Consider the following 26,626-nt stretch of genomic DNA (forward strand, 5'->3'; position numbering starts at 1 on the left):
ATCAGCCGTCGGGTGCAGCTCGATTCAATGGAGTGATCGAGCATCCTGCACAGGCGGCCGAACACCTTTCGCTATGGGCCAGGCAGGGTTGTCGTGCCGCACGACGGAGTCACGAAGCTCTATCCAACCCGGAAGGAATTTTCGTCAACTCCTGTTGTGATCGTTAATCACAAGTGGCAATGGCGGACAGGTCTGGCATTCATTTGTTCTCAGGCCGAAAGGCTGCTCGGCATGTCGTACCGTGCTGGGTCTCAGAGAGACGCGGAGGACAGATGGCGCCTGACGTCTTCGACTGCGTAGCGGCATACGTGCGTGATGTTTGTGGTGAAGGCCCGGTCTGTGTCCATGTGGACGACGCTCGCGAATGTCAGATCAAGCGGCATCCGGACTATGTGAAGTTCCGCTCCCGGGCTGTAGCTGCACGAGCGGCACGGAAGCCGTCTCAGCTGTGGGAATCGATGGTCTCCATGGGGCGCATGTCTGACATGCGTGGCGACAACAAGTGGCGGATGGTCGTTGTGGACTGCCTCACCCCTTTCCTTCGCGCACGCTCTTGGTCGATCTCCCGAGAATTCTATTGTGATTTGGGAGACGTCCGATCGGACATGTTCGAAGCCGCCCTCGATGTTTGGGAGGAGACGGCGAAAGGTGTCCCCCCTAGGGAGGTTCCGACGTTGATGGTCAAGGCGGCCATCAGCGCCGCCTACCGGCGTGCGAATGTCCATGAAGGCGAAAGTTCAACCAGTGACGTAGAAGACCTTTTGATGTTCGAAGAGGTCGTGATGGATTCCACATTGAAGGCGTCTTCGATTATTCACGACGCGGACCCGAGGGATCCCGCCATCGTCGAGCAAATTAGGGGCGAGCGGACTGGTGCGTTATGGCAGATGTACGGTCTATGGGAAGTGGTTAACCGCTACCATGAGGATCTTCGGGCTGGTCGTCGCCCGGGTCTGCGAGGCATCCTTGCGACAGAAACGATGCTAGCCCGTACGTGGGTTACGGGTAGTAATTTCTATTACCACATCTCCGACTTCTATCCCAAATTCGTTGCTATTCCGGCTGCTGCCGAAGCATTGGGAATCGCCAAATCCACTGCTTATAAGATGGTGAGAGCGGGATCTTTTCCCTGTCTGACTACGCGCATGGGAAGCGGAATTCAGGTGCCTACGGAGGCCTTGATGCGCTCGCTTTCCATTGCGGATATTATCGTTCACCTTGACGACGTGGAAAACGGGGCAGCTCACGTCGGAGGAAACTGATGTCAGCTCCGAGCGTGATCAGGTAGCCGTGCCCATCTCCGTCCCCGCGGTATGGGGCCCGTAGAGGTTTGTTGTCGGAGATCATCTGCCGTCAGACGGTGCGGATGACCGGGGCGGGTTTGATGTCCTGGGCGTCGATGAGGGTGCGGATGTCGTCTGGGTCCGAGGTCCAGATGATGGCGCCGAGGCCGGCTGCCATGGTCACGACGGTGGCGTCGACGATGTCGGAGGTGCCGGCCTTGCCGCAGAGGATGCCTGCGGTTTTGGCGGTTTCGAGGCCGACGGGTACGACATGGCATCCGGCGAGAAACTTGCCGAGTCTGACCTGGCGGCGGGAGTCCCGCCATGCCTGGCTGACGACGACGGACGGGACGTGGATGTCCCGTCCGTCTTCCAGAGCCAGGCTGTGTCGGGCCCACATGCGCCGGTCGTCATTGTCGATCGCGATCAGGACCCCAGCGTCGTACAGGTAGGGGATGTTCACGCGGCCGAGGCTCCCGGATTGCTGAGGTATTCGGCGTCGGCGGCGGCCAGATCCGCGCGGGCGGCGGCAAGCTCTTCCGGGGTGAAGGCGCCGTGCTCGGCCTGCCACTCCTGAATGACGGCGCGGCCGGCTCGCAGGCGCAGCTCACGTTCGGCTGCTCCGGCGACGAGGCGGGAGAGTGGGATTCCTTCTTCCTCGGCGGCTCCGGCCAGGGCTTCGACCAGGGATTCGTCGAGGGTGATAGTCACCTTCTTGGTAGCCATACATTCACCATAGTGCGGTATGGCCTCTGGTGTCGATGTGCGGTCCAGGCGCCAGTGCACGGTTTCGCGTAGGGGCCAGGCGACGGATCGGGGCTGGGCTGGGCTGGGCTGGCGAGCGTTTTCAGAGGTGCATGAGGGACGTCCGGGACCGGAAATCCCTCTGTGACCGTCCGCGGTGTCGGCGCGGGTGGACGGTGCGGTACCGGGAGCTGGGCGGTAGGGCGAGGGTGGCAGCGGGAGAGGTGGTTAGCCCGACGGGTGGGCCCGGATGGTGCGGACGCATCCGCCGACTGGGTCGAGAGCGACAAGAAGGCCGACGTTCGCTTCGATCCTGCGCCTGGGCGGGTGTCGTTGCGGGTCTGGGCTCAGGAGTGGCTGAAGCGACGGGTCATCGGTGAATCGACGCGCCGCAACTACGAAGGGCTCGTCCAGAACCATCTCGTGCCGCGCCTGGGACGGAAGGGGCTGGCCGGGCCGGCACAGCGCGACTTCGAGGAGTTCGCCAAGGAGCTGCACTTCTCCGGTGCCGGGATGGCGGTCTCCACGATCAACGATCGGCCGGTGACGGTGGCCGCGATGCTAAAGGTGGCCGTCGTCGAGAAACACATCCCGCACCATCCCGCCCGCGGCGTCCGGGTCTCCCGGGCAGCCCTGTGCGCGGCGGACGAGGACGAGACTCCCGCGCTGGGCGAGGAGGATCCGATCGCGGAGCACATTCGTCCCGCAGTACCGGCTCGCGGTATGTCCGCAGGCAGGCACCGGCCAGTGCCAGTCAGGCACCGGCCAGCGCCGCGGCGAGGCCCTCGCCTTCGCCGCCGGGTGCCGAACGATCCGGCTTCGTCAGGGTCCGCTGGCAGGCTGTGTCATGCGCCCGAGAGGACCGAGCGCGCCATGTGTACACAACGCGTCGATGCGCTGACGGCTCCACTTCTGCGTCTCGCGGGCACAGGCCCTGTCGGACGGGACATCGGCGTTCTGCTCCGGGCCGGACGAACGCCCCGTCCAGGCCGGATCGGGCGGTGGGAGGATGCGGGGACTGCGAGAGAGGGGCGGGACGCGTGGGGCGTGGCGAGCGGGACACCGTCGCAAGGGGAACGCGACTGTACAAGGCGGCCCAGGCAGTGGTCGGTGACCACGCCGCGGCGGTCGAGGCGGTGCGGGCGGCGCTGAAGCCGCTGCATGACGCGACGGTCACGCGGGAACTCGACGCCATCCCTGTCGCCCGGCTGCAGGACGTCACCGAGGGACGCCTGCGGCTGGGGAGCGTCGAGAAGAGCGGCCTGACCACGGTGGGCCGGGTTCTCGAAGCGGGCCCCTACCGTCTGCGGCAGATTCCCGGTGTCGGGCAGCGCACCGCGGACCAGATCATGGCCGCCGCCGGCCGGCTTTCCGAAGCCGTGCACGAGTCGGTGGCCGTCCACATCGACGTGGACCGGCCGGAGCCGAACACCACCGCCCTCGTCATGGCTCTGCACGTACTGGTGGAAGCGGGCCCGGACACCCGGCGCGCGGTGGACCGGGCCGTCGCCGTGTCCGAAGCGCTCGGCACATGGCTGGTCGACGCGAGGCCCGCCGCCGGGCGTCTCAGGATGCTCCTGGCCGGCCAGGAGAAGAAAGCACGTGCGCGCGCGGCGGTGACCGAGATCCGCTCCCTGGTGGAGGAAGCGGACCGGACTGACCTGCGCGAACTGCTCGCCCAGGCATCCGTGGACCTGCTGCGTGGGTCTTCGTCCGACATTGCGGCATGGGTGGACTTCGAACTCCGCTCCGCGGAGTACTACAGCCTGCTTGCCGAGATCTCCGGGCGGCTGCCCGACGCGGCGGCCGCCGAGGGGTTCCTGCCGGAGGAGATCGCCGAGCGGGTACGGACGCAACAGCTCGACGACACGCACCGGCGGGTCTCTCTGCGCGGTTACCAGGCGTTCGGCGCGCGGTTCGCCCTCGCGCAGCGCAAGGTGATACTCGGCGACGAGATGGGTCTGGGGAAGACCATCCAGGCGATCGCCGTGCTGGCACATCTGGCCGCCGGTGGGCAGAGCCATTTCATGGTCGTCTGCCCGGCGAGCGTTCTCGTGAACTGGACTCGGGAGATCGAGGCGCGCAGCACCCTCCGTGTCATCGTCCTGCACGGACCCGACCGGCACTACGCGTTCGCCGACTGGAAGGGGCGAGGCGGAGTGGGGGTGACGACGTTCGACGCACTGCGCGGATTTTCCGCACCGGGCGGCGGGGAGGTCGGGCTGCTGGTGGTCGACGAAGCGCACTCGGTGAAGAACCCGAAGGCCAAGCGGTCCCAAGCGGTCGGACTGTGGGCGGAGCGCTGCGAGCGCGTCCTCTTCATGACCGGAACCCCGATGGAGAACCGGGTCGTGGAGTTCCGCAACCTGGTCGAGATGCTCGACGGCGGTGTCGCGGACTCCCTCGGCGAACGGGACGCCTTGGCCGGATCGGTCGCCTTCCGCAAGGCCGTGGCCCCGGTCTATCTGCGGCGCAACCAGGAGGACGTGCTGACGGAACTCCCGAGCCTTCAACGGACCGACGAGTGGGAGGAACTGAGCGCGTCGGACGAGGAGGCCTACCGCGAAGCGGTGCGCGCGGGCAACTTCATGGCGATGCGCCGGGCCGCGTACCTGCGCCCTGAAGGCTCGGCCAAGCTGGACCGGCTCCGCGACATCGTTCAGGAGGCCGGCGAGAACGGGCAGAAGACGGTGATCTTCTCCTACTTCAAGGACGTGCTCGGGGTGGTGAGGACTGCGCTCGCCGCGGGACCCACCGCCGGTGTTCCGATGTTCGGTCCGCTCACCGGCAGCGTCCCGGCCGGGCGGCGGCAGCAGATCGTCGACGACTTCGCCGAGGTCGCGGGACCGGCGCTGCTCCTCGCGCAGATCCAGGCGGCCGGTGTCGGCCTCAACATGCAGGCCGCCTCGGTCGTGATCATCTGCGAACCGCAGATCAAGCCGACCATCGAACACCAGGCGACGGCACGTGCCCACCGTATGGGTCAGGTCAGGCCGGTTCAGGTGCACCGCCTTCTTGCCACCGGGGGAGTGGACGAGCGCATGGTGAGGATGCTCGAGGAGAAGACCCGGCTGTTCGATGCCTACGCCCGCCGGAGCGCCGTGGCCGAAGCCACCCCGGACGCGATCGACGTGTCGGACACCGAGCTGGCTCGCCGGATCGTCGAGGAGGAGCAGGAACGACTGGGGATGACGGAGCGAAAGGCCACGGCGTCCGGCTGAGAGGGACTTCCGGCCCGCGGGGGCCCGACTCCTCCGAGTCGGGCCCTTTGTGCCGGTTGTTCCCAGGGGTGCGCGGGATTGCCTCCTGATCGGCCAATCCATCCTCCGACCTGCTCCGGATTACGCGCGGACCCCTGATCACGAGCGTGGGAGAAGGCGATGGAGCGGACGTCGGGAAGTGCCGGGCACCCTGCGGAGGGCTCGCCCGGCCCGCGGCGCGGGACGGCCGTGGTGGGCTCCGGGGTGGCGGGGCTGACCGCCGCGTACATCCTGGGCAGGACCCGTCACGTCACCCTGTACGAGGCCGACGAACGGCTCGGCGGGCACGCGCACACCCATGAGCTGACCTCGCCGTACGACGGGCGGGTGCACAGCGTCGACTCCGGCTTCATCGTGCACAACCGCCGCACCTACCCGAACCTGCTGCGCCTCTTCGACGAGCTGGGCGTGCCCACGCAGGAGTCGGAGATGAGCATGTCCGTGCGGTGCGAGGGCTGCGGACTCGAGTACGCCGGCGCGCGCGGCCCCGTCGGACTGTTCGCCCAGCCGCGCAACCTGCTGCGCGCACGCTATCTGCGCCTGCTGACCGAGGTGCCCGCCTTCCACCGGGCGGCCCGGCGGCTGCTGGCCCGGGACGGCGACGACACGGTGACCCTGGGCGCCTTCCTGGACCGGGAGGGCTTCTCCGCCTACTTCCGCACCCACTTCATGACCCCGGTCGTCTCGGCCGTCTGGTCCTGCGACGCCGTCACCGCCGAGCGCTACCCGGCCGCCTACCTGTTCCGCTTCATGGACCACCACGGCATGCTCTCCGTCGGCGGCTCACCGGTGTGGCGCACGGTCAGCGGCGGCTCGCGCGCCTACGTCGACCGGATCGCCAAGCAGCTCCCCGACGTCCGCACCGGCACCCCCGTCCAGGCCGTACGGCGGCACGCCGACGGCGTCGACATCACGGCCGCCGACGGCACCACCGAGTCGTACGACGCCGTCGTCGTCGCCGTCCACCCCGACCAGGCCCTGCGCCTGCTCGCCGACCCCTCCGACGCGGAGCGCGAGGTGCTGGGCGCGTTCCGCTACTCCCGCAACCCCACGCTCCTGCACACCGACCCCGGGCTGCTGCCCCGCGCCCGCGGCGCCCGCGCCTCCTGGAACTACCTGATGCCCTCCTGCGAGGCCGCCGCCGACCGGGTGCGCGTCAGCTACGACATGAACCGGCTCCAACGCCTCGACGCCGCCGAGACGTTCGTGGTGACCTTGGGAGGGGAGGACCGGGTCGACCCGGACCGGGTACTGGCCCGCATGGTCTACGAACACCCCGTCTACACCCCCGAGTCGGTGGCCGCCGGACAGCGCCTGCCCGAACTCAACAGCGGCGTCTGCGCGTTCGCGGGCGCCTACCACGGCTGGGGCTTCCACGAGGACGGCTGCCGCTCCGGCGTCGCCGCCGCCGCCGCGCTCGGAGCGCGCTGGTGACCGGCGCACCCGCGCTCTACCCGTGCACCGTGGCCCACGTGCGCACCGGCCCCCGCCGGTACGCGCTGCGCCACCGCACGTACCTGTGGCTGATCGACCCCGACCGGCCGCCCCGACTGCCCGCCGCGCTGCGCCCGTTGGCCCGCTTCGACGCCCGCGACCACTTCACCGGCGACCACCCCACCCTGCGCGCCGGTCTCGACGCCTTCCTCGCCACGCACGGGATGTCCCTGGACGGCGGACGCGTGCTGATGCTCACCCACGCGCGGGTGTTCGGGTACGTCTTCAACCCGCTGACCCTCTACTGGTGCCACGGCCCCGCCGGTGACCTGCGCTGCGTGGTCGCCGAGGTCCACAACACCTACGGCGGCCGGCACGCCTATCTGCTGACCCCGGAGGCGACCGAAGGCACCGGCGTGGACAAGGAGTTCTACGTCTCGCCGTTCTTCCCCGTCGACGGCCACTACCGTATGCGGCTGCCGAGCCCCGGCGACCGCCTCGCCCTCACCGTGCACCTGGACCGCGAGGGCGGACGGGCCTTCACGGCGACGGTACGCGGCAGCCGGCGGGAGGCCACCGCCGTCGCGCTGCTGCGGCAGGCGCTGCGCCACCCCCTGTCCACCCTCGTCGTGTCGGCCGCGATCCGCTTCCACGGCATCCGTCTCTACCTGCGCGGGCTGCCCGTCCAGCCCCGTCCCGACCACCCCAGCACCCCGGAGAAAGCGACATGAGGACAGCCGAAGCCCGCTCCGACGCCCCCGAGCCCGCGGACGCCCCCGAGCCCGCCGACGCCCCCGACCTGGCCGTCGTCCCCGAGCCGGCCGTCCCCCGGCCGGACGCCCCCGGGCCCGCCGCCGTCGACCCCGCCCGCTGGCCGGACGTCGCCGCCGTCCCGCGGGCCTCGCGGGCCCGCCGCGCCGTCACCGAGGCCGTCGTCCGCCGGGCCCTGCACGGGCTGCCCCTGCGGGTCCGGTTCGCCGGCGGCGACACCCTCGGACAGGGCGGACCGCTCCTGGACGTGCGCGACCCCGCCGCCTTCCACGCCCGGATCGGCACCGGCGGCCTCGTCGGGTTCGGCGAGTCCTACATGGCCGGCGAATGGGACGCCCCCGACCTCGTCGCCGTCCTCACCGTCCTCGCCGCGCACGCCGCCGACCTGGTCCCGGCCCCGCTCCAGCGGCTGCGCCGCCTGTGGGCGCTGCGCCACCCCCATGACGAACGCAACACCCCCGACGGCTCCCGCGCCAACATCAGCCGCCACTACGACCTGTCCAACGACCTGTTCGCCCTCTTCCTCGACGACACCCTCAGCTACTCCTCGGCCGTCTTCCGCGGTTTCCCGGCGAGCTGGGACCGGCTCGCCGACGCCCAGCACCGCAAGATCGACCGGCTCCTGGACCTGGCCGAGGTCGGCGAGGGCACCCGCCTGCTGGAGATCGGCACCGGCTGGGGCGAACTGGCCCTGCGCGCCGCCGCCCGCGGCGCCCACGTCACCTCGCTCACCCTCTCCCAGGAGCAGCGCGCCCTGGCCCAGGAGCGGGTCCGGGCGGCGGGACTCGACGACCGGGTCACCATCGAGCTGTGCGACTACCGCGAGGCACAGGGCACCTACGACGCCGTGGTCAGCGTCGAGATGATCGAGGCGGTCGGCGCGGAGTTCTGGCCGACGTACTTCCGCACCCTCGACGAACGGCTCGCACCGGGCGGCCGGGTCGCCCTCCAGGCCATCACCATGCCGCACGACCGGATGCTCGCCTCCCGGTCCACCTTCACCTGGATCCACAAGTACGTCTTCCCCGGCGGCCTCATCCCCTCCACCGAGGCGATCGAGGACACCGTCCGCACCCGCACCGGCCTCACCCCCACCCGCCGGGACGGGTTCGGCGCCCACTACGCCGAGACGCTGCGCCTGTGGCGCGAACGCTTCACCGACCGCGCCGACGCCGTCGACGCCCTGGGCTTCGACCGGACGTTCCGCCGCCTGTGGACCTTCTACCTGGCCTACTCCGAGGCCGGCTTCCGGGCCGGCTACCTCGACGTCCAGCAGTACCTGTTCACCAAGGAGGACCCCGCCCGATGAGCACCCCAGCCCGCGGGAGGGCCGCCCACCGGCTCGCCGCCCTCGCCGAGGACCTGCTCGGCGGGCCCCTGCCGGTCCGGCTGCGCGCCTGGGACGGCAGCGAGACCGGCCCGGCCGACGCCCCCGTCGCCGTCCTGCGCTCCCGGCGCGCGCTGCGCCGCCTGCTGTGGCAGCCCGGCGAACTGGGCCTGGCGCAGGCGTACGTCACCGGTGAACTCGACGTAGACGGCGACCTCGGGCAGGCCCTGCGCACCGTGTGGGCCGCCCAGCGCGAACGGGGCCTGCGCCCGCCCCGGCTCACCCCCGCCGACCGGGCCCGCGCCGTGACCACCGCCGCGCGGCTCGGCGTCATAGGCCCGCGCCCCGCGCCCCCGGCCTCCCAGGCCCGGCTGCGCGGCGGCCTGCACAGCAGGGCCCGCGACCGGGCCGCCATCAGCCACCACTACGACCTGTCCAACGACTTCTACGCCCTCCTCCTCGACGAGACCATGGCCTACTCCTGCGGCTACTGGGCGGACGACGGCCCCGGCTTCACGGCCGCCGACGCCCAGCGGGCCAAGCTGGAGCTGATCTGCCGCAAGCTCGCCCTCAGGCCCGGCGCGCGGCTCCTGGACATCGGCTGCGGCTGGGGCTCGCTCACCCTGCACGCCGCCGAACGCCACGGCGCGCTCGTCACCGCCGTGACCCTGGCCCGCGAGCAGGCGGCGTACGTGCGCGAGCAGGTCCGCGAACGCGGGCTCGACGAACGGGTCGAGGTGATCTGCCAGGACTACCGGGACATCGAGGGCGGCGGCTACGACGCCGTCTCCACCGTCGAGATGGGCGAGCACGTCGGCGACGCCGAGTACCCGGCGTTCACCGCTGCCCTGCACCGCCTGGTCAGGCCGTGCGGACGGGTCCTGGTGCAGCAGATGTCCCGCGGCCCCGTCGCGCCCGGCGGCGGCGCCTTCATCGAGGCGTACATCGCCCCCGACATGCACATGCGCCCGCTCGGCGAGACCGTGACCCTGTTGCAGGGAGCCGGTCTTGAGGTCCGGCACACCGAGTCGCTGCGCGAGCACTACGTCCGGTCCGTCGGCGCCTGGCACCGCACCCTGGAGGACCGCTGGGACGCGTTCGTCCGTCTCACCGGTGAGGAGACCGCCCGGGTGTGGCGGCTCTACCTGGTCGGCGGGGCGCTGGCCTTCGAGGAGGGACGCATGGGCGTCGACCAGATCCTGAGCGTGCGGCCGGGACCCGGCGGCGACAGCGGCATGCCGGCCACCACCCACCAGTGGTACGAGGGGCTGGAGAAGCTGTGAGCGGCTTCCCGTGGGGCGCGTTCGCGCTCAACCTCGCCTGGGCCGCCGCCGCGGCCCTCGCGGTCATGCTGGTCACCTTCGCCGTCGCGGTGCGCCTGGGCCTGCACCGGATCGTGGACATCGCCTGGGGGATCGGCTTCACCGCGGTCGCCGTGACGACCTTCGCCGCCTCCACCGGGGAGGGCGACCTCGTACGGCGGCTGCTGGCGACCGCGCTCACCGCGCTCTGGGGGCTGCGGCTCGCCACGCACATCGCCCGGCGCGGCAGGGGCCACGGCGAGGACCCGCGCTACGAGGCGATGCTCGCCAAGGCGCCCGGCAACCGGAACGTCTACGCCCTGCGGATGGTGTACCTGCTCCAGGGCGCCCTGGTGTGGCTGGTGTCGCTGCCCGTCCAGGCCGCGCAGTACGTGCCGGAGGCGCCGTCCGCGCTCACCTGGGCCGGCGTGGCGCTGTGGGCGGTCGGCGTCGGCTTCGAGGGGATCGGCGACGCCCAGCTCGCCCGTTTCAAGTCCGACCCCGCCAACCGGGGACGGATCATGGACCGGGGCCTGTGGTCCTGGACCCGGCACCCCAACTACTTCGGCGACTTCTGCGTCTGGTGGGGCCTGTTCCTGCTGGTCTGCGACACGCCCGCGGTGGCCGCCGCGTGCCTGGTCTCCCCGGTGGTGATGAGCCTGCTGCTGACCAAGGGCAGCGGGCAGCGGCTCCTGGAACGGCACATGGCCGGCCGACCCGGCTACGCCGAGTACGTGGCGCGGACCAGCGGCTTCTTCCCCCGCCCGCCGAGGTCGCGGTGACCGCCGGCCCACTGCCCGCGACGGGCGCCCTCGTGCCGCTGCGGCTCCCCGCCCGCCCCCGCGCCGCCGTGCTCGTGCTGCACGGCGGGCGGGCCGACGGCCTCGGTCCGGCGCGGCCCTGGCAGCTCGCCGCCCTGCGGATGCGCCCCTTCCACCGGGCCCTCGCCGACGCCCTGCCCGACGACGTCCTGCTCGCCGGGGTGCGCTACCGGGTCCGCGGCTGGAACGGCACCCGGGCCGACCCGGTGCCGGACACCCTGGACGCGCTCGGACAGCTCGCCGCGCTCGCCGGACCCGTGCCGACGGTGCTCGTCGGCCACTCCATGGGAGGCCGGGCCGCCCTGCGCGCCGCCGGGCACCCCCAGGTCGGCGGGCTGCTGGCGCTGGCCCCCTGGTGGCCGCCGGACGAGGAGCCGGGGCCGCTGGCGGGACGCCGGGTCGTCGTCCTGCACGGCGCACGCGACCGGGTCACCGCGCCCGCCGATTCCGCCGACCTGGTGCGCCGGGCGCGCGGCACCGCCGAGCGGGCGGCGATGGCCCTGGTCCGCGACGGCGACCACGCGATGCTGCGCCGGCCCGGTTTCTGGCACGGGACGACGGCGGCGGTGGTCGCGCACCTTCTCGACCCCGGGGGCCGTCCCGACCCGCTGCCGCCCGAGTGTTATGCCCCGGGGCCGGTTCCCGTGCTGTGAGCGGGGCCGGTTCCTGTGCTGTGAGCGGGCCCGGTCCCCGTGCTGTGAGCGGGGGAGGCCTTGGCCAGTTCGGCGGTGAACTGTGCGCCGGTGAGCAGTGCCAGGTTGGACAGCCACAGCCACATCAGGAAGACGACGACCCCGGCGAGGGAGCCGTAGAGCCTGCTGTACGCGCTCAGGGTGGAGGCGTACAGCGCGAAACCGGTGGAGACCACCAGCCACAGCAGGGCGGCCAGGACCCCGCCGGGCAGACTGTGCACCCGCCGCCGGGCCCCGTCCGGGCCGGTGTGGAAGACGACCACGACCAGCAGCGCCACCAGGCACAGCAGCAGGGGCCAGCGCAGCACGCTCCAGGCCCAGGCCGCGGTGGCGCCCAGCCCCAGCAGCCGGCCCACGTACTCGGCCAGCGGCCCGGTCAGCAGCAGGGCCAGTGACCCGGCCAGCAACAGGAGCAGCAGCCCGAGCGCGGTGAGCACGATGCGCGGCGCCCGGCGCCAGGGCGAACGCCGGTCCTCGGCCCGGTGCATACGGTGCAGGGCGCGGCGGAAGACGGCGAGATAGCTGGAGGCCGACCACAGGGCGCTGACCGTGCCGGCCACCAGCAGCGGCCACGCCCCGTTGTCCGCGCCCAGCATCCGGGACAGGGCGGCGTGCAGGGCGCTCGCCGACTCGGCGGGCGCGTACGCGGTGACATGGCTGACGAACTGCTCCGCGGTGTCCGGGCTGATCAGGCCGAACGCGAGCACCGTCACCATCAGCGCGGGCAGCACCGACAGGATCGCGTAGTACGTCAGGGCCGCCGCGTAGTCGGATATGTCGTCGTTCCACAGCGACGCCGGGGTGCGGCGCAGCGCGGGCCACCACGCGGCGGGCCACCGCACGCGCAGGACCCGGGCGACGGCGGCACGGGGGACCGCGGGACGGGCGTCGCCCGTGTACGGGTCAGCGGACATGGGGCTTGCGGTGCGCTGCGGCGCTGACGCGCAGACGGGTGTGCGCGCGGTACGGCGCGGCGGACTCCTCCGCCTCCGCGGCCACCGCGCACAGGTCGGGCAGCACGGCCCGCGGCGAGGCGTCCGGGGCGAGCCAGACCCGCAGGCGCACCTCCAGGCGGCGCCGCGAGCGGGGCAGCACGCGGGCGCGGCTGCGGGCGACACCGGGCACGGTGCCCGCGCGCAGGGCCACCGCCTCGGCCAGCGCCCGCGCCCGCACGGTGCCGCCCGGTGCGGGCAGCGGCAGCGGACGGCCGGGCCCGGACCGGAACTGGGCGAGGAACCAGCACCCGAAGAGCAGGCTCAGCACGATCGCCGCCGCGAGGACGGACGGCGTCCACCAGCCCTCGCCGCGCAGCCGCGCCAGCCGGCCGGTGTCCAGCAGGGCGTGGTGCCCCGCCGTGAGGGTGCCGCTCACCGCGACCCACCCGCCCGCCAGCACCAGCGCCAGGCCGGTGCCGCCGAGGCCGAACCGGTTGAGGGCGGTCCGTGACTGCCGCATCACGCGTCTCCTTCCGCTTGCCCCGCCGGAGCCTGCCACAGCGGCGAGGGGGTCACACGCACCCGCAGCCCGCGGGGGCGGCGCAGGGCGCAGGACGCGAGCGCGCCCCCGGCCGCCGCGGTGACGTCGTCGCGGACCCGAGCGGACTCCCCGAACAGGAGCCCGGCCCGCACCACGACCCGGCGGCGCCCCGTCCGGACGCGCACCGTGCCGACGCCGGGCACCGCGCCCACCGCGTCCCGTACCAGCGCCTCGACGGCCGGCCGGTCCACCGCGGCGACGACCCCGGCGGCCGGGACCCGCACGGTCGCCCGCCGGCGCAGTCCGGGGGTGACGGCGAGGACGATCAGCCACCCGCCGAGCAGCGCCGTCAGCGCTCCCGCGACGGTCACCGACCGGTCGGCGGGCCCGTGCTGCGCCAGCCAGTGCACGGCCTGCACGCGCCAGGCGGCGGCCGGGCGGTGCGCGGCGTGCACGAGGACCAGGTCCACGGCGAGGGCGGCGCAGGCCGCGGCGGCCAGGGCGGCCTGCACGGCGGCCGGGACCCGGCGCCGGGACCACAGCCGCCTGGGGGTGCGCCCGGCGGGCGGGGCCGGGTCGGCCTCCGTGCGCGCGGGTCCGCCCCGGGCGGGGGTGAGCGAGGTGACCCTGATCCGTGCGGGAGGCACGTCGAGGCCGGTCAGCTCCCGGGTACGCCCCGTGACCCGCTCCTGGAGGCCCCGGACCGTCTCGGTCAGCGGCGCCGGGTAGGGGAGCGCCACGTCGAGGGCGACCCGCGCCCGGCGCCCGTGCACGGACGCCGCCGCCTTCGCCGTCCGCGCGGCGGTGGCGGTCTCCGCCGCCGGGCGCCCGTCGGCCGGGGCCGCGGGGGACGTCTCGGCCGCGGTCGCCAGGGACTCGTCGGCGGCCCGCTCGGCGATCCTGCGCACGGCCCGCTCGGTGACCGTGGTGGTGCCCCGCTGCGCGGCGGTGGTCATCGCCGGCCCCGTTCGAACGCGTCCCGGACGTCCCGGACGCTGCCGCCGCCCTCGACCCAGCGGCCCGCCGCCCAGCCGAGACCGCCGAGCGCCCCCACGAGCAGGAACGCGCCGAAGCCGCCGAAGTACCCGGCGAACGCCAGGGCCATCCCCGCGATCATCCCTACGAACGGTGCGCTCACGCCCGTCCACCTCCCACCTGGATGCCTGCCGTCTGCTGCTGCCGCTGTCCGGTTCCGCCGGAACCGCTACTCCACGCGGCCCTCGGCCCCGCTCGCGGGCTCCTCCTCGTCGGGCAGCCGGACGTCGTTGACGGTGATGTTCACCTCGACGACCTCCAGGCCGGTGACGCGCTCCACCGCCGAGATCACGTTCTCCCGCACGTCCCGGGACACGTCCGTGATGGGCACGCCGTACTCGACGACCAGGTCCAGGTCGATGGCGGTCTGCCGCTCGCCCACCTCGACCTTGACGCCGCGCCCCACGTTGGGACGGCCGCCGGGCACCCGGTCGCGGACGGCGCCGATGGTCCGGGAGAGGCCGCCGCCCATGTCGTACACGCCCGGGATCTCCCGGGCGGCGATGCCCGCCACCTTCACGACGACGAGGTCGGCGATCGAGGTCCGGCCGCGGTCCGGGGCCGGCTGGTCCGCTCCGGTGGCGCCGCCCGAGACGGCGGTGGTGCCCTCGGTCCTGCCGCCCGCGCGGGGCGCCGGGGTCTCGCTCTTGGCTGCCGCGGTCTGCGTGGTCATGGTGATGCCCTTCCTGCCGTGACTCGTTCGTCGGATGCCTGTACTCCGTTCGACCCGGCGCGGTCACCGCTGTGACGCGGATGCCCGGAAAAAGTCCCGGGGAACGCGGTGGGGGCCGAACACGGACGCATCCGCGCGTGCCCGCGGCCGTGAAGTGAACCGGTGCGTCACACGCGGCGCACACGGGTGTCCAACCTGAAGAGACCGGACGAGAGGAGCCGCCCAGTGGCGGGGGCCCGCAGACTGACCGCACCACCGGAGGCCGGTGCCGGCACGGGTGACACCGGCGACACCGGTGACCCGCTGCTCGTGGTCCGGGCCGCGGAGGGCGACGAGGATGCCTTCGCGGCGCTCGTGCAACGCCACGCGCCGGCGCTGATCCGGCTGGCGACCCGACTGCTGGGCGGCCAGGCGGAGGCGGAGGACGCGGTGCAGGACGCCTTCCTCAGCGCATGGCGGCGGCTGCCGGAGTTCCACGGCCAGGCGTCCTTCGGCACCTGGATGTACCGCATCGTCACCAACCGCTGTCTGAACGTGCTGCGGGCCCGCAGACCGGTGGCGCCCCTGGAGGCGGCGGGCGAGGTCCCGGCGGCCGAGCACGCCACCTCCCCGGCCCGCATCACGGAGGCCCGCGACGCGGTCCGGGAGGTCCGGGAGGCCCTCGACCTGCTGTCGGCCGAACAGCGTGCCTGCTGGGTGCTGCGCGAACTGGACGGCCGGTCCTACGAGTTCATCGCGGACGCGGTCGGCATCAGCCAGGAAGCCGTCCGGGCCCGCGTCTTCCGTGCACGCCGCTGTCTGACACAAGCACTGGGGGCCTGGCGATGACCACCCACACCGACCCGCCCGAGGGCGTCCGCGCGGGCGACGACGACGAGCGGCTGCCGTGCGGACGGCCGCTGTCCCAGGTCTGGGACGACTGGGAGCGGCGGGTCCACGACCCCCACGCGGCCGGCTGTCCGCACTGCCGCCGGGCCGTGCGCGACCTCGAACAGCTGGAGAGCGCGGTGCGCGGTCTGCGTGAGGAGACCCCGGAGACCACCGCGTACGACGCCGAGCCGCTCACCCGGCGGGTCATGGACCTGGTCCGCCTCGAACTGCGGCCCGGCCGTCCGCTGCCCCTGGGCGAGCCGGCCGAGGACCTGTGGATCATGGAGACGGTCGTCGCCCGTGCCCTGCGCGCGGCGGCCGAGACCGTCGAGGGCGTCCGCGCGGGCTCCTGCCGCATCACGGACGCCGACGGCTCCGAGGCCGGGGCGGTCGAGGTCCGTCTCGACATCCACGCGCCCGCGCACGTCGCGCTGCGGCAGCTCGCCGAGCGGGTACGGGAGCGGGTGCGGGAGGCAGCCGGACGGGAGCTGGGCATGGCCATAGCGTCCGTGGACATCCGCGTCACCGACCTCGTCGACACCCGGGCCGAGGGCCGCGAAGGAGACACCGTATGACCGCGCATCCGCCGCCCGCCGCACAGGCCGATCCGGTCGAGGACGTCGCCCGGGTCGTGGAGCTCGTGCCGGGCGTCGCCTTCCTCAGACCCGGGCTGGCCTCCCGGCTCCGCTCGGCGCTGTCCCGCCCCGACCGCTCCGGCGGCCGGACGCCCACCGCGGGAGTGCGGCTGACGCCCGGCCGGGACGGCGACGCTGGCTGGCACGTCGACGTCCAGGTGGTCGCCGTGCGCCGGGCCAGGGCGCTGGACGTGGCCCGCGCCGTGCGCACCGCCGTCGAACACCACCTGGCGGACCGTTTCCCCACCGCCCCGGCGGCCCGGGTGACGGTGACGATCACGGGCCAGGTCTGAGCGGCGCCCCTGTGCCCTACGGGTGCGGGACCGGCATCGTCGTCATCAGGTGGACGAAGACGGTCCACGCGCCCGCCGCGAGTGCCAGGACGCGCAGGCGCCGACGGCGCCCCGGGGTGACGGGGTCCGGGCCGGGACCCACCGGCAGACCGGGCCGGACGGTGACGGGGCGCGGGGGCGGCACCGGTGCGGGGCCGCCGCCTACGGTCCCGCGCGGTCTCGCCGGGGCGGCCCGGCCCGGGGCCGGGACCAGGCCCTGGGACAGGCCGCCCAGGAAGGCCGCGTAGGCGGCGCGGCGCAGGCCCGTCGGGGCGGTGCGGCCCGCCTCCCAGGACCGTACGGTCGCGGCCGTCACCCCGAACGCCGTGGCCACGTCCGCCACGCTCATGCCCCAGGCCCGGCGCAGCCGGGCGCACTCCTCGGGCAGGGGCAGGGGCGTCTTGCCGTCGCGGCGGCGGGGGTGGGAGGGCATGGGCCGCGGAGGCCGGGTGCTGAGTGTCATGACCGTATGACAACCCGCACGGCGGCCTGTTACTCTCCGTCAGCTTTTGCACCCGTATGGGCGCATACGCTCCTCCACGGTCAGGCGGGAAGCCCCAGCAGGGCGACCGGGTCGGAGGTGGGTTCCGCGGACCCGCCGGCCGGTTCCACGGTGACGCCCACGCCCGAGGCCCCGTCGACGGCGCCCTGGAGCAGGACCGCCTGGTCGGTGCGGCCGGGGTCCATCAGACCGGCGGAGCGCATCGCCCCGTGGTCGTCGAACCACAGCTGGTAGACCGTGCCGTCGGCGGGGCGGGCCATCCCGGAGGTCAGGAACACGGCACGGTCCTGCTCCTCGGAGACCACGACCGTGCCGGTGGCGCCGTCACCCAGCGCGGCGGTGCGCGTCCGGGCGTCCGGCGCGGCCAGCACGGACGCGATCTCCTCCGTCGCGTTCCGCGCGCGCTGCGCCTGGCGCTGGGCGTCCTCGGCCCGCTGGTGCTGCCAGACCGTCGTCCCGCCGAGCACGGCCGCCGCCGCGAGGCAGGCCGCCAGGGCCCACCGGGACAGCAGCCGGGCGCTTTGCGAGGGACGTCCGGCGCGGGCCGCCGTCAGCCCGCCGGGCGGTTCCTGCCGCACGGACGAGACGCGGCGCAGCACCTGCTCGCGCAGGTCGGAGGAGGGGCTCACGGTGACGGCCAGGCCCAGCCGGGCCGCGGTGGCCGACAGTTCGGCGGCCTCCTGCGCGCACGGCTCGCAGCCCGCGAGATGGCGCTCGAAGACGGCGGACTCGTCGTCGGGCAGGGCGTGCAGGGCGTAGGCGCCCGTCATGCGGTGCAGATCGTCCGGAGTGGTCACGCGGTCACCCCCAGGCAGTCGCGCAGGCGGATGAGACCGTCCCGCAGCCGGGTCTTGACCGTGCCCAGCGGCAGCGACAGCGCCTCGGCCACCTGCCGGTAGGTGAGCCCGCGGTAGTAGGCGAGCGTGACGGCCTGGCGCTGGATCTCGGTCAGCGTGCGCAGACAGCGCCGCACCTGTTCGCGCTCCAGCCGGGCCTCGACCTGCTCGGTCACCTCGTCGAACTCGGGTGTCCGCTCCAGCAGCGCGGCCTTGTGGTCGCGCGCGGCGGCGGCCTCCACGGACCGGACCCGGTCCACCGCGCGGCGGTGCGCCAGGGTGAGGATCCAGTTGACCACCGTCCCGCGGTCGGACCGGTAGCGGGGAGCGGTCCGCCAGACCTCCACCAGCACCTCCTGCGCCACCTCCTCCGACTGCGCCTGGTCCCGCAGCACGGCCCGCACGACCCCGAGCACGGAACCGGCCACGGCGTCGTAGACGGAGGCGAACGCGTCCTCGTCCCCGAGGGCCACGCGGCCCACCAGCTCCTCAAGATCCGGTTCCGACGCTGGATTTCTGCCGATGTGTACGGCTTCTCTCACGGGGGGCCTCCGCTGTTGGGACATCTCCGGACGTAATCCGATCCCGCTGCGGCGGCGGATTGGTCCCTGCCACGACCTTGTCGGCGGTCCGTCCCCCCGCCCGCCCGGGACCGGACCGTCAGCCCGTCGCGAGGCCCGACTTCAGGCCCGCCCCGCACAGCGGTACGACCGCGCTGCGGGTGCCGAGGGCCCCGTCCCGGACCGCCGCCCAGCAGGCCACCCCGGTCGCCTCGACGAACAGGCCCATCGACGCCAGGTCCCGCTGGGCGTGCCGGATGCGGTCCTCGGTCACCGTCAGGAACGTGCCGCCGGACTCCCGCACCGCGCGCAGGATCTGCCGGGCCCGGGGCGGGCGGGGGATCGCGATGCCCTCGGCGAGGGTCGGGGCCACCGGGGTCACGCTTTTCAGGTCCTCCAGCCCCTCCTCCCAGGCCCGGGCCAGCGGGGCGACCGCCGCCGCCTGCACCGCGTACAGCGCGGGCCGCCGCTCGATCAGCCCGGCGCCGTGCAGCTCGGCCACCGCGAGGGCGGCCCCCAGCAGCAGCGTGCCGTTGCCGACGGGGACGACCAGCACGTCGGGCAGCCGGCCCCCGAGGTCCTCCCACAGCTCGTGGACGTACGTCTTCGTGCCGTGCAGGAAGTAGGGGTTGTGCACGTGGGAGGCGTAGAAGGTGCCCGGGGTGTCCGCCGCCTCCCGGGCCGCGCGCGCCGCCGCCTCCCGGTCGCCGGGGACCACCTCGAGGCGGGCCCCGTGCGCCCCGATCTGCTCCAGCTTCTTCGCGGACGTGCCCTCCGGGACGTACACCGTGCAGGGCAGCCGGGCGCGGGCGCAGTACGCGGCGACCGCCGTGCCCGCGTTGCCGCTGCTGTCGGCGATCACCCGGTGCGGGGCCAGCCGCAGCGCGAGTTCGGCGAGCAGGACCGCGCCCCGGTCCTTGAACGACAGCGTCGGCATCAGGAAGTCCAGCTTCGCCGAGACGCTGTCCCGCAGGGGCACGAGCGGGGTGCGGCCCTCGCCGAGGGAGACCGTGGGCGCGCCGAGCGGCAGGGTCTCGGCGTACCGCCACAGGGAGTTCGCGCGGCCCGTGAGGGCTTTGAGGGGCGCGGGGGTGGGGGCGAAGTCCAGGTCGAGGGGGCCCTGGCAGACGGGGCAGCACCAGGCGAGGGAGTCGGCGGGGACGCGGGCGCCGTCCACGGGGCAGTAACGCTCCGGCAGTAGGGTCATGGCCGCAGCGTAACCGTGACGGTTCGTCACCTCCGGTGCCCGGCACGTCGGCTCCGTCACCGGGGCCGGGAAGGTCGTCACCGCGGGCGCCCGGACCCCCGCCCACCTGGCGGTCGGCGCGGCCTCCGCCAGGACGCCGGCCTGCGCGTCCGCCGTTCCGCCGCCGCTCACCCTGCGCTTACCATGCGCCCAGTCGTATGACAGTTCGCCACTCCAGCCCGAACCAGGAGCACGGTACCCGTGTCCATACCCCCGCCCCCCGGCCCCCACCAGCCCCAGGGGCCGTACCCGCCGGGCCCCTACACCCCGCCCGGTCCGTGGGGCTACGGCTACGGCGGCTACGCGCAGCCCGTGCCCGTCAACGGGGTCGCCATCGCCGCCCTGGTGCTGGGCATCCTCTGCTTCCTGCCCGCCGTGGGGCTGGTGCTGGGGCTGATCGCGCTCGCGCAGATCCGGCGCAAGGGCGAACGCGGCAAGGGCATGGCGGTCGCGGGGGCCGTGCTGTCCACGGTCGGCCTCGCCCTGTGGAGCCTCTCGCTGGCCACCGGTGCCGTCTCCGAGTTCTGGGACGGCTTCCGGGACGCCGCGTCCGGCGGCGGCACCGCCTACTCGCTGGACAAGGGCGACTGCTTCGACTCCGGTACCGGCTCCCTGACGGGCGACGCCTACGACATCGACGAGGTGCCCTGCGACCGCGCGCACCACGGCGAGGTGTTCGCCGTCGTGACGATGCCCGGCGACTCCTTCCCGGGCGACGACGAGATCGGCGACACCGCCGACGAGAAGTGCTACGCCCTCCAGGAGCGGTACGCCATGGACGCCTGGGCCGTCCCCTCGGACGTGGACGTCTACTACCTCGTCCCCTCCGAGGACAGCTGGGGCTTCGGTGACCGGGAGATCACCTGCCTGTTCGGCAACGTCGACGAGGACAAGTCCCTCACCGGCTCGCTGCGCAACGACGAGACCACCCTCGACCCCGACCAGCTGGCCTTCCTCGACGCCTCCAACGCGCTGGACCGCGCCCTGTACGAGGAGCCCGAGGACTACGCCGAGGACGACCTCGCGGTGAACCAGGAGTGGGCCGGTGACGTCGCCCGCGCCTTCGGGACGCAGGCCGGAGCGCTGGAGGAGCGCGAGTGGAGCGACGGCCACGGCGAGGCGGTGCGCGGCCTGGTCGCCGATCTGCGGGCCGCGGCGAAGAAGTGGGAGGCCGCGGGCGCGGCCGAGGACACCGACGCCTACTACGAGCACTACGACGACGCGTGGGCCTATGTGGACGGCGACACCACCGTCACCGCCCGCGAGGCTCTGGGCCTGGCGACGACCGTGCCGAAGTACGACGAGGACTACGACGACGGCGGCGGCGGGACGGACGCCGGTGAACTCGATGTCTGATCGCGGTGTGATCGTGTCCATAGCGGGGAGAAAGTGCCTGCGTAAAGCCTGACCCGGGAACATGTCATCACATCGAGTGATTCTCTGGCCTTTGCTTGCGGCGCTGAACCCACGGTTGCCAGGCTGTTGCTGTCTGTACAACCTGATGGGAGCGGCCCGTGACATTCGGTGAGCAGCCGGCGTACCTGCGTGTGGCAGGTGATCTCCGCAAGAAGATCGTCGACGGTTCGCTGCCGCCCCATACCCGTTTGCCCTCGCAGGCCAGGATCCGCGAGGAGTACGGCGTCTCGGACACCGTCGCCCTGGAGGCGCGCAAGGTGCTGATGGCCGAGGGGCTCGTCGAGGGCCGCTCCGGCTCCGGGACGTATGTGCGCGAGCGTCCGGTGCCGCGCCGGGTCGCCCGCTCCGGCTACCGCCCGGACGGCGGGGCCACCCCGTTCCGCCAGGAGCAGGCCGACGCCGCCGCGCGCGGCACCTGGGAGTCCAGCAGCCGTCAGGCCGAGGCCTCCGGGGCCGTCGCCGAGCGGCTCGGCATCCGCCCCGGCGACCGCGTGATGTGCACCAGGTACCTCTACCGGGAGAGCGGTGAGCCGATGATGCTCGCCACCTCCTGGGAGCCCCTCGCCCTCACCGGCCGCACCCCCGTGATGCTGCCCGAGGAGGGCCCCCTCGGCGGCATGGGCGTCGTCGAGCGCATGGCCGCCATCGACGTCGTCGTGGACAACGTCACCGAGGAGGTCGGGGCCCGCCCCGGTCTCGCCGAGGAACTCCTCGCCCTCGGCGGTGTCCCCGGCCATGTGGTGATCGTCGTCCACCGCACGTTCTACGCCTCCGGCCGAGCCGTCGAGACCGCCGACGTCGTCATCCCGGCCGACCGCTACCGCGTCGCCTACCACCTGCCGGTGAAGTAGCGCACGCCTGTCCGGCGCCCGGCCCGCGGGAAGGGCGCCGTCCGCCCCTGCGCGCGCCGTTGGAATCTGGCCGTTCTCGCAGGTCGCCCCGCGCGCGTGGAGACCGCGCTGACCGGATGTGTTCCGGCGTCCGCGCGGCGCACTCTCGGTCGCGCGCCCCCTGCGTTCTGGCTGGTTGCGTACCTCTTTGTGAAAAGGCGGCTTCGCTGCGTAAAGGTTAGGCGTAGGCTCGGGCATATGCGGATTGCGGTTTCCTTAGCGGGCGGGGCGAGGCGACAGCCGCGGAGGCCCGGGCGAGCCGGGCCGGGAAGGGGTGGTGGGCGGCGATGAACGACGGCACGATCACTCTTCCCTGGCTGGTCATACGGCAGGACGACAACGGCAACCGCTACCGCGTGGGCCGGTACGCCACCCGTGCCGAGGCACAGAAGATCGCCGACAGCCTCGACGACCGGGGCCACAAGCAGCTCTACTGGGTCGAGCGCATCGCCCAGAACGGCGACGGCACCCGCAACTGACGGGCGCCGCCCTTTTGTAGGCTCCGGGCCATGACCGAACGGACCCTCGTGGTCGGAGCCGCCCTTCTCGACGCCGGCCGCCTCCTCGCCGCGCGCCGCAGCGCACCCCCCGAACTCGCCGGCCGCTGGGAACTGCCCGGCGGCAAGGTGGAACCGGGGGAGGAGCCCGAGGCGGCCCTCGTGCGCGAACTGCGCGAGGAACTCGGCATCGAGACCGAGCCGGGCGCCCGCGTCCCCGGAGAATGGCCCCTGCGGCCCCCGTACGCCCTCCAGGTCTGGACGGCCCGCCTCCGGGCCGGTTCCCCCGCCCCCGAGCCCCTCCAGGACCACGACGCGCTGCGCTGGCTGAGCCCGGACGAGGTCTGGGACGTCGACTGGCTCGACCAGGACGTCCCCGCGGTCCGGGAGCTGCTGGCCGGATGGGACGAGGCGCGCACCCCCGGCGCCGGCGGCGCCGCGCGCGCATAGGCGCGCGGCACCACCTCCGGGGGACTCCCTACGCCGTTCGTGCCACAGTGCGCCCGTCCGCGCGGTACTGCGCCCCGGATATCGGGTATGTGGCCACTAACCCCACGAAACCGGACATGGGTGTGGCCTGGGAAGTGATCGGCGTGATCGACACCGAAGGCGAGTGCGCCGAGTGGTCCTTCCCCGCGGACCCCGGCGCCGTACGCGCCGCCCGTGCCGCCGTCCGCGGCCGGCTGCGCGACTGGGGCCTGGACGGCGTGTGCGATGTGACGGCCCTGCTCGTCAGCGAACTGGTGACCAACGCCCTGCGGCATGCCACCGGCCCCATCGGCGTACGCCTCGTACGTCCCGCGCGCCCCGGTGACGTACTCCGCGTGGAGGTGTCCGACCCGCTTCCCGATCCGCCGCGCGAGCGGGTCGCCCGGCCGGACGACGAGAACGGCCGGGGGCTCGCGCTGGTCGCCCACGTCTCCCTGCGCTGGGGCACCCGCCCAGGTGGGACGGGCAAAACGGTGTGGTTCGAGCTCGCCGTGCCGGACTGAACCCGTCCGGTCGCCGGTCGGTGCGGGAGTGCGTGATTCGACAGTGTGTCGGCTGGTTAGAAGACTGGAAGTGTTGTCGCGGTACGGTCCAAAAACCGCTGGGACCGTGCTGTGATCGTGAACACCGTGTTGTGCGGCGCCGTAGTGCTGGATACTGCGGGCAGCCGCTCCCGGTGACCGGTGCCGGGTGCGGTGAGCTGGAGGGGACGGTTCGCGTGAGCGAGATACCAGCGAAGGCCACGGAGTCCGAGGACCCGTCGGGCGGCGCGAGGTCACGTGCGGCGGTCGAACTCCCGACCGCGCAGGGTGACGATACGGTCTCGAACAGTGACGTCACCTGGCAGAGCAGCCCGCCCGGCTCGATGTACGACTACATCAAGGTCGCCTCCTTCTCCATAGGCCCCGACGGGCTCGTGGACCAGTGGAGCCTGCGGGCCGAGCAGCTCTTCGGCATCTCCGCGGAGCGGGCCGTCGGCATGGACCCCATCGAGGCGTTCATCGACCCCGACCAGCGGGAGCGCGGCCAGCGCAAGATGGCCGAGATCCTCGACGGCCGCGAGTGGACCGGGGTCGTCCCCTTCCGGGTGCCGGAGAGCGCCGACGGGAAGGGCGGCCGGGAGGGCCTCGCCGAGGTCTATGTGATGCCGACCCGGACCGAGGAGGGCGAGAAGGCCGCGGTCTGCATCGTCGTCGACGTCCGCACCCTGCGCAGCATCGAGACGGACCTCGCCGCCGCGCAGTCCATTTTCGGTCAATCTCCTTTCGGTTTCCTGCTGATCGACCCCGACCTGCGGATCCGCCGCGCCAACCTGCGGTTCGCCTCGCTGTTCGGCGGGACACCGGAGGACCACCGGGGCCGGGGTGTCCACGACTACCTCCTGCGCCCCGAGGCCGAGCGGGTGATGGCCACCCTGCGCCGGGTCCTGGAGACCGGCGACCCGATCACGGACATGCACGTCACCGGCTTCCTGCCCGGCTCCGACGAGCGCCGCCACTGGTCCGTCAACCTCTACCGGGTGCACAGCGGTTCCGGCCGCCCCATCGGCGTCGCCTGGCTCGCCACCGACATCACCGCCCGCCGCCAGGCCGCCCGCGAGGCCGCCGCCGCACGGCGCAATCTCGCCCTTCTGAACGAGGCCGGCGCCCGCATAGGCAACTCCCTCGACCTGGAGACCACCGCCCGCGAACTCCTCGACGTCGTCGTCCCCGGCTTCTGCGACCTCGCGACCGTCGACCTCTACCAGGGCCTGCTGGCCGGCGACGAGACCCCGCCCGGCCTCGCCGACGGCAGCGCGGAGCTGCGCCGCGTCGCGTTCGCCAGCGCCGTCTCGGACGCCCCCTTCACCGGCTCCGGGCCGCCCGTACCGGTCGGCGCCGTGCACCACTTCCCCTTCAACTCGCCCTGCGCGGACGCCCTGCGCACCGCCCGCCCGCTGTACATCCCGCCCGAGGAGGGCGGCCTGGTCCAGTCGACGCTCGCGGTGCCGATGGTCGCCCACGACACCGTCGTCGGCCTCGCCCAGTTCGCCCGCACCAAGGGCAGCGAACCGTTCGGCGACCGGGACCGGGACCTGGCCGTGGAACTGGCCGCGCGCGCGGCGGTCTGTATCGACAACGCCCGCCTGTACCGCCGCGAGCACGAGCGGGCGCTGATACTGCAACGGTCCCTGCTGCCCCCGGGCGACCCGGTCGCCTCCGGCCTCGACATCGCCTGCCGCTATCTCCCCGGCAACTCCTCCTCGGACCGGCCCAGCGAGGTCGGCGGCGACTGGTTCGACGTCATCGAACTGCCCGGTCACCGCACCGCGCTGGTGGTCGGCGACGTCATGGGCCGCGGCCTGCGCGCGGCCGTCGCCATGGGCGAACTGCGCTCCGCGGTCCGCACGCTGGCCCTGCTCGACCTCGAACCGGCCGAGGTGCTCAGCGCGCTGGACGAGATCGCGCGCGGCCTCGGCGCCCCCGGCGGCGTCCAGCAGGCCACCCGCGCCGCCCGCCGCCCCCGCGAGGCCGACCTCTCCGAGGTGTACCTGGCGACCTGCGTGTACGCCGTCTACGACTCGGTGACCCGGCGCTGCACCTTCGCGAACGCGGGCCATCTGCCGCCCGTCCTGGTCGAGCCCGGTGAGGCCGCCCTGATGCTGGACGTGCCGCCGGGCATGCCGCTCGGGGTGGGCGGGGAGCCCTTCGAGGAGGTGGAGGTCGAACTGCCCGAGGGCGCCCTGCTCGCGCTCTACACGGATGGACTGGTCGAAAGCCGCGATCACCCCCTCGACGAGGGCCTCCAGGCGTTCGTCGGCGCCCTCACCGACCCCGCCCGGCCGCTGGAGGACGTCTGCGACCACGTCCTCAACACCCTCGACACCCATCACGGCGAGGACGACATCGCGCTGCTGATGGCACGTGTCCAGGGCCTGCCCGCCGATTCGGTCGGCGACTGGACGCTGCCCCGGGAGCCCCGCAGCGTGGGCCGGGCCCGCGAGTACGCGCGCGGCCGGCTGCTCGGCTGGGACCTGGAACCCCTCGTCGACACCACCGAGCTGCTGGTCAGCGAGCTGGTCACCAACGCGCTGCGGTACGGCGAGGGCGAGATCAGACTCCGGCTGCTGCTGGACCGCACCCTGGTCTGCGAGGTCTGGGACTCCGGCCTCGTCCAGCCCCGCCGCCGCCGAGCCCGCGACACCGACGAGGGCGGTCGCGGTCTGCAACTGGTCGGCCTGCTCAGCGCCGCCTGGGGCTCACGGCGCACGCCACGCGGCAAGACGGTCTGGTTCGAACTCCCGCTCCCCGACGGCGGACACACCATCGTGGACCCGGCAGAGGCCCTGCTGAGCCTGTTCTAGGCCGGGTTCTGGGCGGGCCCTGTGGCGTCCTGCGGTCGGGCGGAGGCTTGTGAGCGGCGCGGGGCAAGTCCCGCTGCGCGACGGCGGGACGAGCGTTGTGGACCGGGCGGCGTCTTGCTGGGCCTGCTCTGGGAAGGGCGCGGGGGTGCCTGCCCTGCGGTGTCCTTCTGGCCGCATGGCCGGGCGGAGGCTT

27 protein-coding genes and 1 pseudogene are annotated in these 26,626 nt (G+C 73.3%); 17 read left to right on the forward strand and 11 right to left on the reverse strand.

The features are described 5' to 3' along the window. Positions 1–272: 272 nt before the first annotated feature. Complete coding sequence (locus ACIPSE_RS06805) at positions 273–1,262, forward strand: helix-turn-helix transcriptional regulator (RefSeq protein WP_401658209.1); 990 nt, start codon at positions 273–275, stop codon at positions 1,260–1,262. A 91-nt stretch (positions 1,263–1,353) separates the two neighbouring features. Here ACIPSE_RS06805 and ACIPSE_RS06810 read toward each other — a convergent pair whose 3' ends face one another. Both ACIPSE_RS06810 and ACIPSE_RS06815 read right to left on the reverse strand, forming a co-directional pair. After that, complete coding sequence (locus ACIPSE_RS06810) at positions 1,354–1,746, reverse strand: twitching motility protein PilT (RefSeq protein ID WP_401658211.1); 393 nt, start codon at positions 1,744–1,746, stop codon at positions 1,354–1,356. Then, positions 1,743–2,009, reverse strand: coding sequence for a hypothetical protein (locus tag ACIPSE_RS06815; protein WP_039658197.1), 267 nt, complete (start codon positions 2,007–2,009; stop codon positions 1,743–1,745). Before ACIPSE_RS06815 ends, ACIPSE_RS06810 begins: the two co-directional genes overlap by 4 nt. Positions 2,010–3,067: 1,058 nt before the next feature. On the opposite strand from ACIPSE_RS06815, the gene ACIPSE_RS06820 reads away from it, so the two are divergent. From ACIPSE_RS06820 to ACIPSE_RS06850, 7 genes are all read left to right on the forward strand, one after another. After that, a complete protein-coding gene (locus ACIPSE_RS06820; RefSeq protein ID WP_401658214.1) occupies positions 3,068–5,248 on the forward strand; it encodes a DEAD/DEAH box helicase in 2,181 nt (726 codons plus the stop codon). A gap of 159 nt (positions 5,249–5,407) precedes the next feature. Then, positions 5,408–6,721: an NAD(P)/FAD-dependent oxidoreductase gene (locus ACIPSE_RS06825; RefSeq protein ID WP_401658216.1), complete on the forward strand. Its 1,314-nt coding sequence runs from the start codon at positions 5,408–5,410 to the stop codon at positions 6,719–6,721. Then, complete coding sequence (locus ACIPSE_RS06830; protein ID WP_401658218.1) at positions 6,718–7,452, forward strand: DUF1365 domain-containing protein; 735 nt, start codon at positions 6,718–6,720, stop codon at positions 7,450–7,452. Before ACIPSE_RS06825 ends, ACIPSE_RS06830 begins: the two co-directional genes overlap by 4 nt. Beyond that, complete coding sequence (locus tag ACIPSE_RS06835; protein WP_401658220.1) at positions 7,449–8,801, forward strand: class I SAM-dependent methyltransferase; 1,353 nt, start codon at positions 7,449–7,451, stop codon at positions 8,799–8,801. The genes ACIPSE_RS06830 and ACIPSE_RS06835 overlap by 4 nt, the downstream gene beginning before the upstream one ends. Continuing rightward, positions 8,798–10,102, forward strand: coding sequence for a class I SAM-dependent methyltransferase (locus ACIPSE_RS06840; protein ID WP_401658222.1), 1,305 nt, complete (start codon positions 8,798–8,800; stop codon positions 10,100–10,102). The genes ACIPSE_RS06835 and ACIPSE_RS06840 overlap by 4 nt, the downstream gene beginning before the upstream one ends. Next, a complete protein-coding gene (locus tag ACIPSE_RS06845) occupies positions 10,099–10,902 on the forward strand; it encodes a DUF1295 domain-containing protein (protein ID WP_401658224.1) in 804 nt (267 codons plus the stop codon). Before ACIPSE_RS06840 ends, ACIPSE_RS06845 begins: the two co-directional genes overlap by 4 nt. Beyond that, entirely contained in the window at positions 10,899–11,594 is a 696-nt protein-coding gene (locus ACIPSE_RS06850) for an alpha/beta hydrolase (RefSeq protein WP_401658226.1), read from the forward strand. Before ACIPSE_RS06845 ends, ACIPSE_RS06850 begins: the two co-directional genes overlap by 4 nt. Here ACIPSE_RS06850 and ACIPSE_RS06855 read toward each other — a convergent pair. From ACIPSE_RS06855 to ACIPSE_RS06875, 5 genes are all read right to left on the reverse strand, one after another. Further along, a complete protein-coding gene (locus ACIPSE_RS06855; protein WP_401658228.1) occupies positions 11,564–12,547 on the reverse strand; it encodes a YihY/virulence factor BrkB family protein in 984 nt (327 codons plus the stop codon). The two genes, ACIPSE_RS06850 and ACIPSE_RS06855, sit on opposite strands and share 31 nt — an antisense overlap. After that, complete coding sequence (locus tag ACIPSE_RS06860; protein WP_401658230.1) at positions 12,537–13,088, reverse strand: hypothetical protein; 552 nt, start codon at positions 13,086–13,088, stop codon at positions 12,537–12,539. The genes ACIPSE_RS06855 and ACIPSE_RS06860 overlap by 11 nt, the downstream gene beginning before the upstream one ends. Further along, positions 13,088–14,065, reverse strand: a complete 978-nt coding sequence (locus ACIPSE_RS06865; protein ID WP_401658232.1) for a DUF6286 domain-containing protein — start codon at positions 14,063–14,065, stop codon at positions 13,088–13,090. The genes ACIPSE_RS06860 and ACIPSE_RS06865 overlap by 1 nt, the downstream gene beginning before the upstream one ends. Next, positions 14,062–14,247 (reverse strand): hypothetical protein, encoded by a 186-nt coding sequence (locus ACIPSE_RS06870; protein WP_401659801.1) that lies wholly within the window; start codon positions 14,245–14,247, stop codon positions 14,062–14,064. Before ACIPSE_RS06870 ends, ACIPSE_RS06865 begins: the two co-directional genes overlap by 4 nt. A gap of 66 nt (positions 14,248–14,313) precedes the next feature. Next, positions 14,314–14,817 carry an Asp23/Gls24 family envelope stress response protein gene (locus ACIPSE_RS06875; RefSeq protein WP_401658234.1) on the reverse strand — a complete coding sequence of 168 codons (504 nt, stop codon included), beginning with the start codon at positions 14,815–14,817 and terminating at the stop codon, positions 14,314–14,316. Between the two features lie 225 nt (positions 14,818–15,042). On the opposite strand from ACIPSE_RS06875, the gene ACIPSE_RS06880 reads away from it, so the two are divergent. From ACIPSE_RS06880 to ACIPSE_RS06890, 3 genes are read left to right on the forward strand one after another with little or no spacing between them, the layout of a single operon-like run. Beyond that, positions 15,043–15,645 (forward strand): RNA polymerase sigma factor, encoded by a 603-nt coding sequence (locus ACIPSE_RS06880; protein WP_401658236.1) that lies wholly within the window; start codon positions 15,043–15,045, stop codon positions 15,643–15,645. Beyond that, on the forward strand, positions 15,642–16,262 hold the full coding sequence (locus tag ACIPSE_RS06885) for an Asp23/Gls24 family envelope stress response protein (protein WP_401658238.1): 621 nt from the start codon (positions 15,642–15,644) through the stop codon (positions 16,260–16,262). The genes ACIPSE_RS06880 and ACIPSE_RS06885 overlap by 4 nt, the downstream gene beginning before the upstream one ends. Beyond that, the gene (locus ACIPSE_RS06890) at positions 16,259–16,615 is read left to right on the forward strand and encodes a hypothetical protein (RefSeq protein ID WP_401658240.1); all 357 of its coding nucleotides are present in this window, start codon (positions 16,259–16,261) and stop codon (positions 16,613–16,615) included. The genes ACIPSE_RS06885 and ACIPSE_RS06890 overlap by 4 nt, the downstream gene beginning before the upstream one ends. 16 nt (positions 16,616–16,631) lie before the next feature. Here the strand turns inward: ACIPSE_RS06890 and ACIPSE_RS06895 are convergent, their stop codons facing one another. The 4 genes from ACIPSE_RS06895 to ACIPSE_RS06910 form a co-directional block, all read right to left on the reverse strand. Next, positions 16,632–17,117: a helix-turn-helix domain-containing protein gene (locus ACIPSE_RS06895; RefSeq protein WP_401658242.1), complete on the reverse strand. Its 486-nt coding sequence runs from the start codon at positions 17,115–17,117 to the stop codon at positions 16,632–16,634. An 80-nt stretch (positions 17,118–17,197) separates the two neighbouring features. Continuing rightward, on the reverse strand, positions 17,198–17,926 hold the full coding sequence (locus ACIPSE_RS06900; RefSeq protein WP_401659727.1) for an anti-sigma factor domain-containing protein: 729 nt from the start codon (positions 17,924–17,926) through the stop codon (positions 17,198–17,200). Positions 17,927–17,949: 23 nt separating this feature from the next. Further along, complete coding sequence (locus ACIPSE_RS06905) at positions 17,950–18,534, reverse strand: sigma-70 family RNA polymerase sigma factor (protein WP_401658244.1); 585 nt, start codon at positions 18,532–18,534, stop codon at positions 17,950–17,952. A gap of 118 nt (positions 18,535–18,652) precedes the next feature. Next, positions 18,653–19,759 carry a pyridoxal-phosphate dependent enzyme gene (locus tag ACIPSE_RS06910; protein WP_401658246.1) on the reverse strand — a complete coding sequence of 369 codons (1,107 nt, stop codon included), beginning with the start codon at positions 19,757–19,759 and terminating at the stop codon, positions 18,653–18,655. A gap of 240 nt (positions 19,760–19,999) precedes the next feature. On the opposite strand from ACIPSE_RS06910, the gene ACIPSE_RS06915 reads away from it, so the two are divergent. The 6 genes and pseudogenes from ACIPSE_RS06915 (at position 20,000) to ACIPSE_RS06940 (ending at position 26,433) form a co-directional block, all read left to right on the forward strand. Then, on the forward strand, positions 20,000–21,154 hold the full coding sequence (locus ACIPSE_RS06915; RefSeq protein WP_401658248.1) for a DUF4190 domain-containing protein: 1,155 nt from the start codon (positions 20,000–20,002) through the stop codon (positions 21,152–21,154). Between the two features lie 158 nt (positions 21,155–21,312). Next, positions 21,313–22,065 carry a GntR family transcriptional regulator gene (locus ACIPSE_RS06920; protein WP_401658250.1) on the forward strand — a complete coding sequence of 251 codons (753 nt, stop codon included), beginning with the start codon at positions 21,313–21,315 and terminating at the stop codon, positions 22,063–22,065. A 257-nt stretch (positions 22,066–22,322) separates the two neighbouring features. Further along, positions 22,323–22,583 (forward strand): annotated as a pseudogene (locus ACIPSE_RS06925) (SPOR domain-containing protein); the annotation flags it as partial. Positions 22,584–22,613: 30 nt separating this feature from the next. Next, positions 22,614–23,051: a (deoxy)nucleoside triphosphate pyrophosphohydrolase gene (locus tag ACIPSE_RS06930; RefSeq protein WP_401658252.1), complete on the forward strand. Its 438-nt coding sequence runs from the start codon at positions 22,614–22,616 to the stop codon at positions 23,049–23,051. A 116-nt stretch (positions 23,052–23,167) separates the two neighbouring features. Further along, complete coding sequence (locus tag ACIPSE_RS06935; protein ID WP_401658254.1) at positions 23,168–23,593, forward strand: ATP-binding protein; 426 nt, start codon at positions 23,168–23,170, stop codon at positions 23,591–23,593. A 215-nt stretch (positions 23,594–23,808) separates the two neighbouring features. Beyond that, the gene (locus ACIPSE_RS06940) at positions 23,809–26,433 is read left to right on the forward strand and encodes a SpoIIE family protein phosphatase (protein WP_401658256.1); all 2,625 of its coding nucleotides are present in this window, start codon (positions 23,809–23,811) and stop codon (positions 26,431–26,433) included. Positions 26,434–26,626 lie beyond the last annotated feature (193 nt).

The sequence above is a fragment of the Streptomyces sp. NPDC090106 genome (assembly GCF_044747265.1).
Lineage (GTDB): Bacteria > Actinomycetota > Actinomycetes > Streptomycetales > Streptomycetaceae > Streptomyces.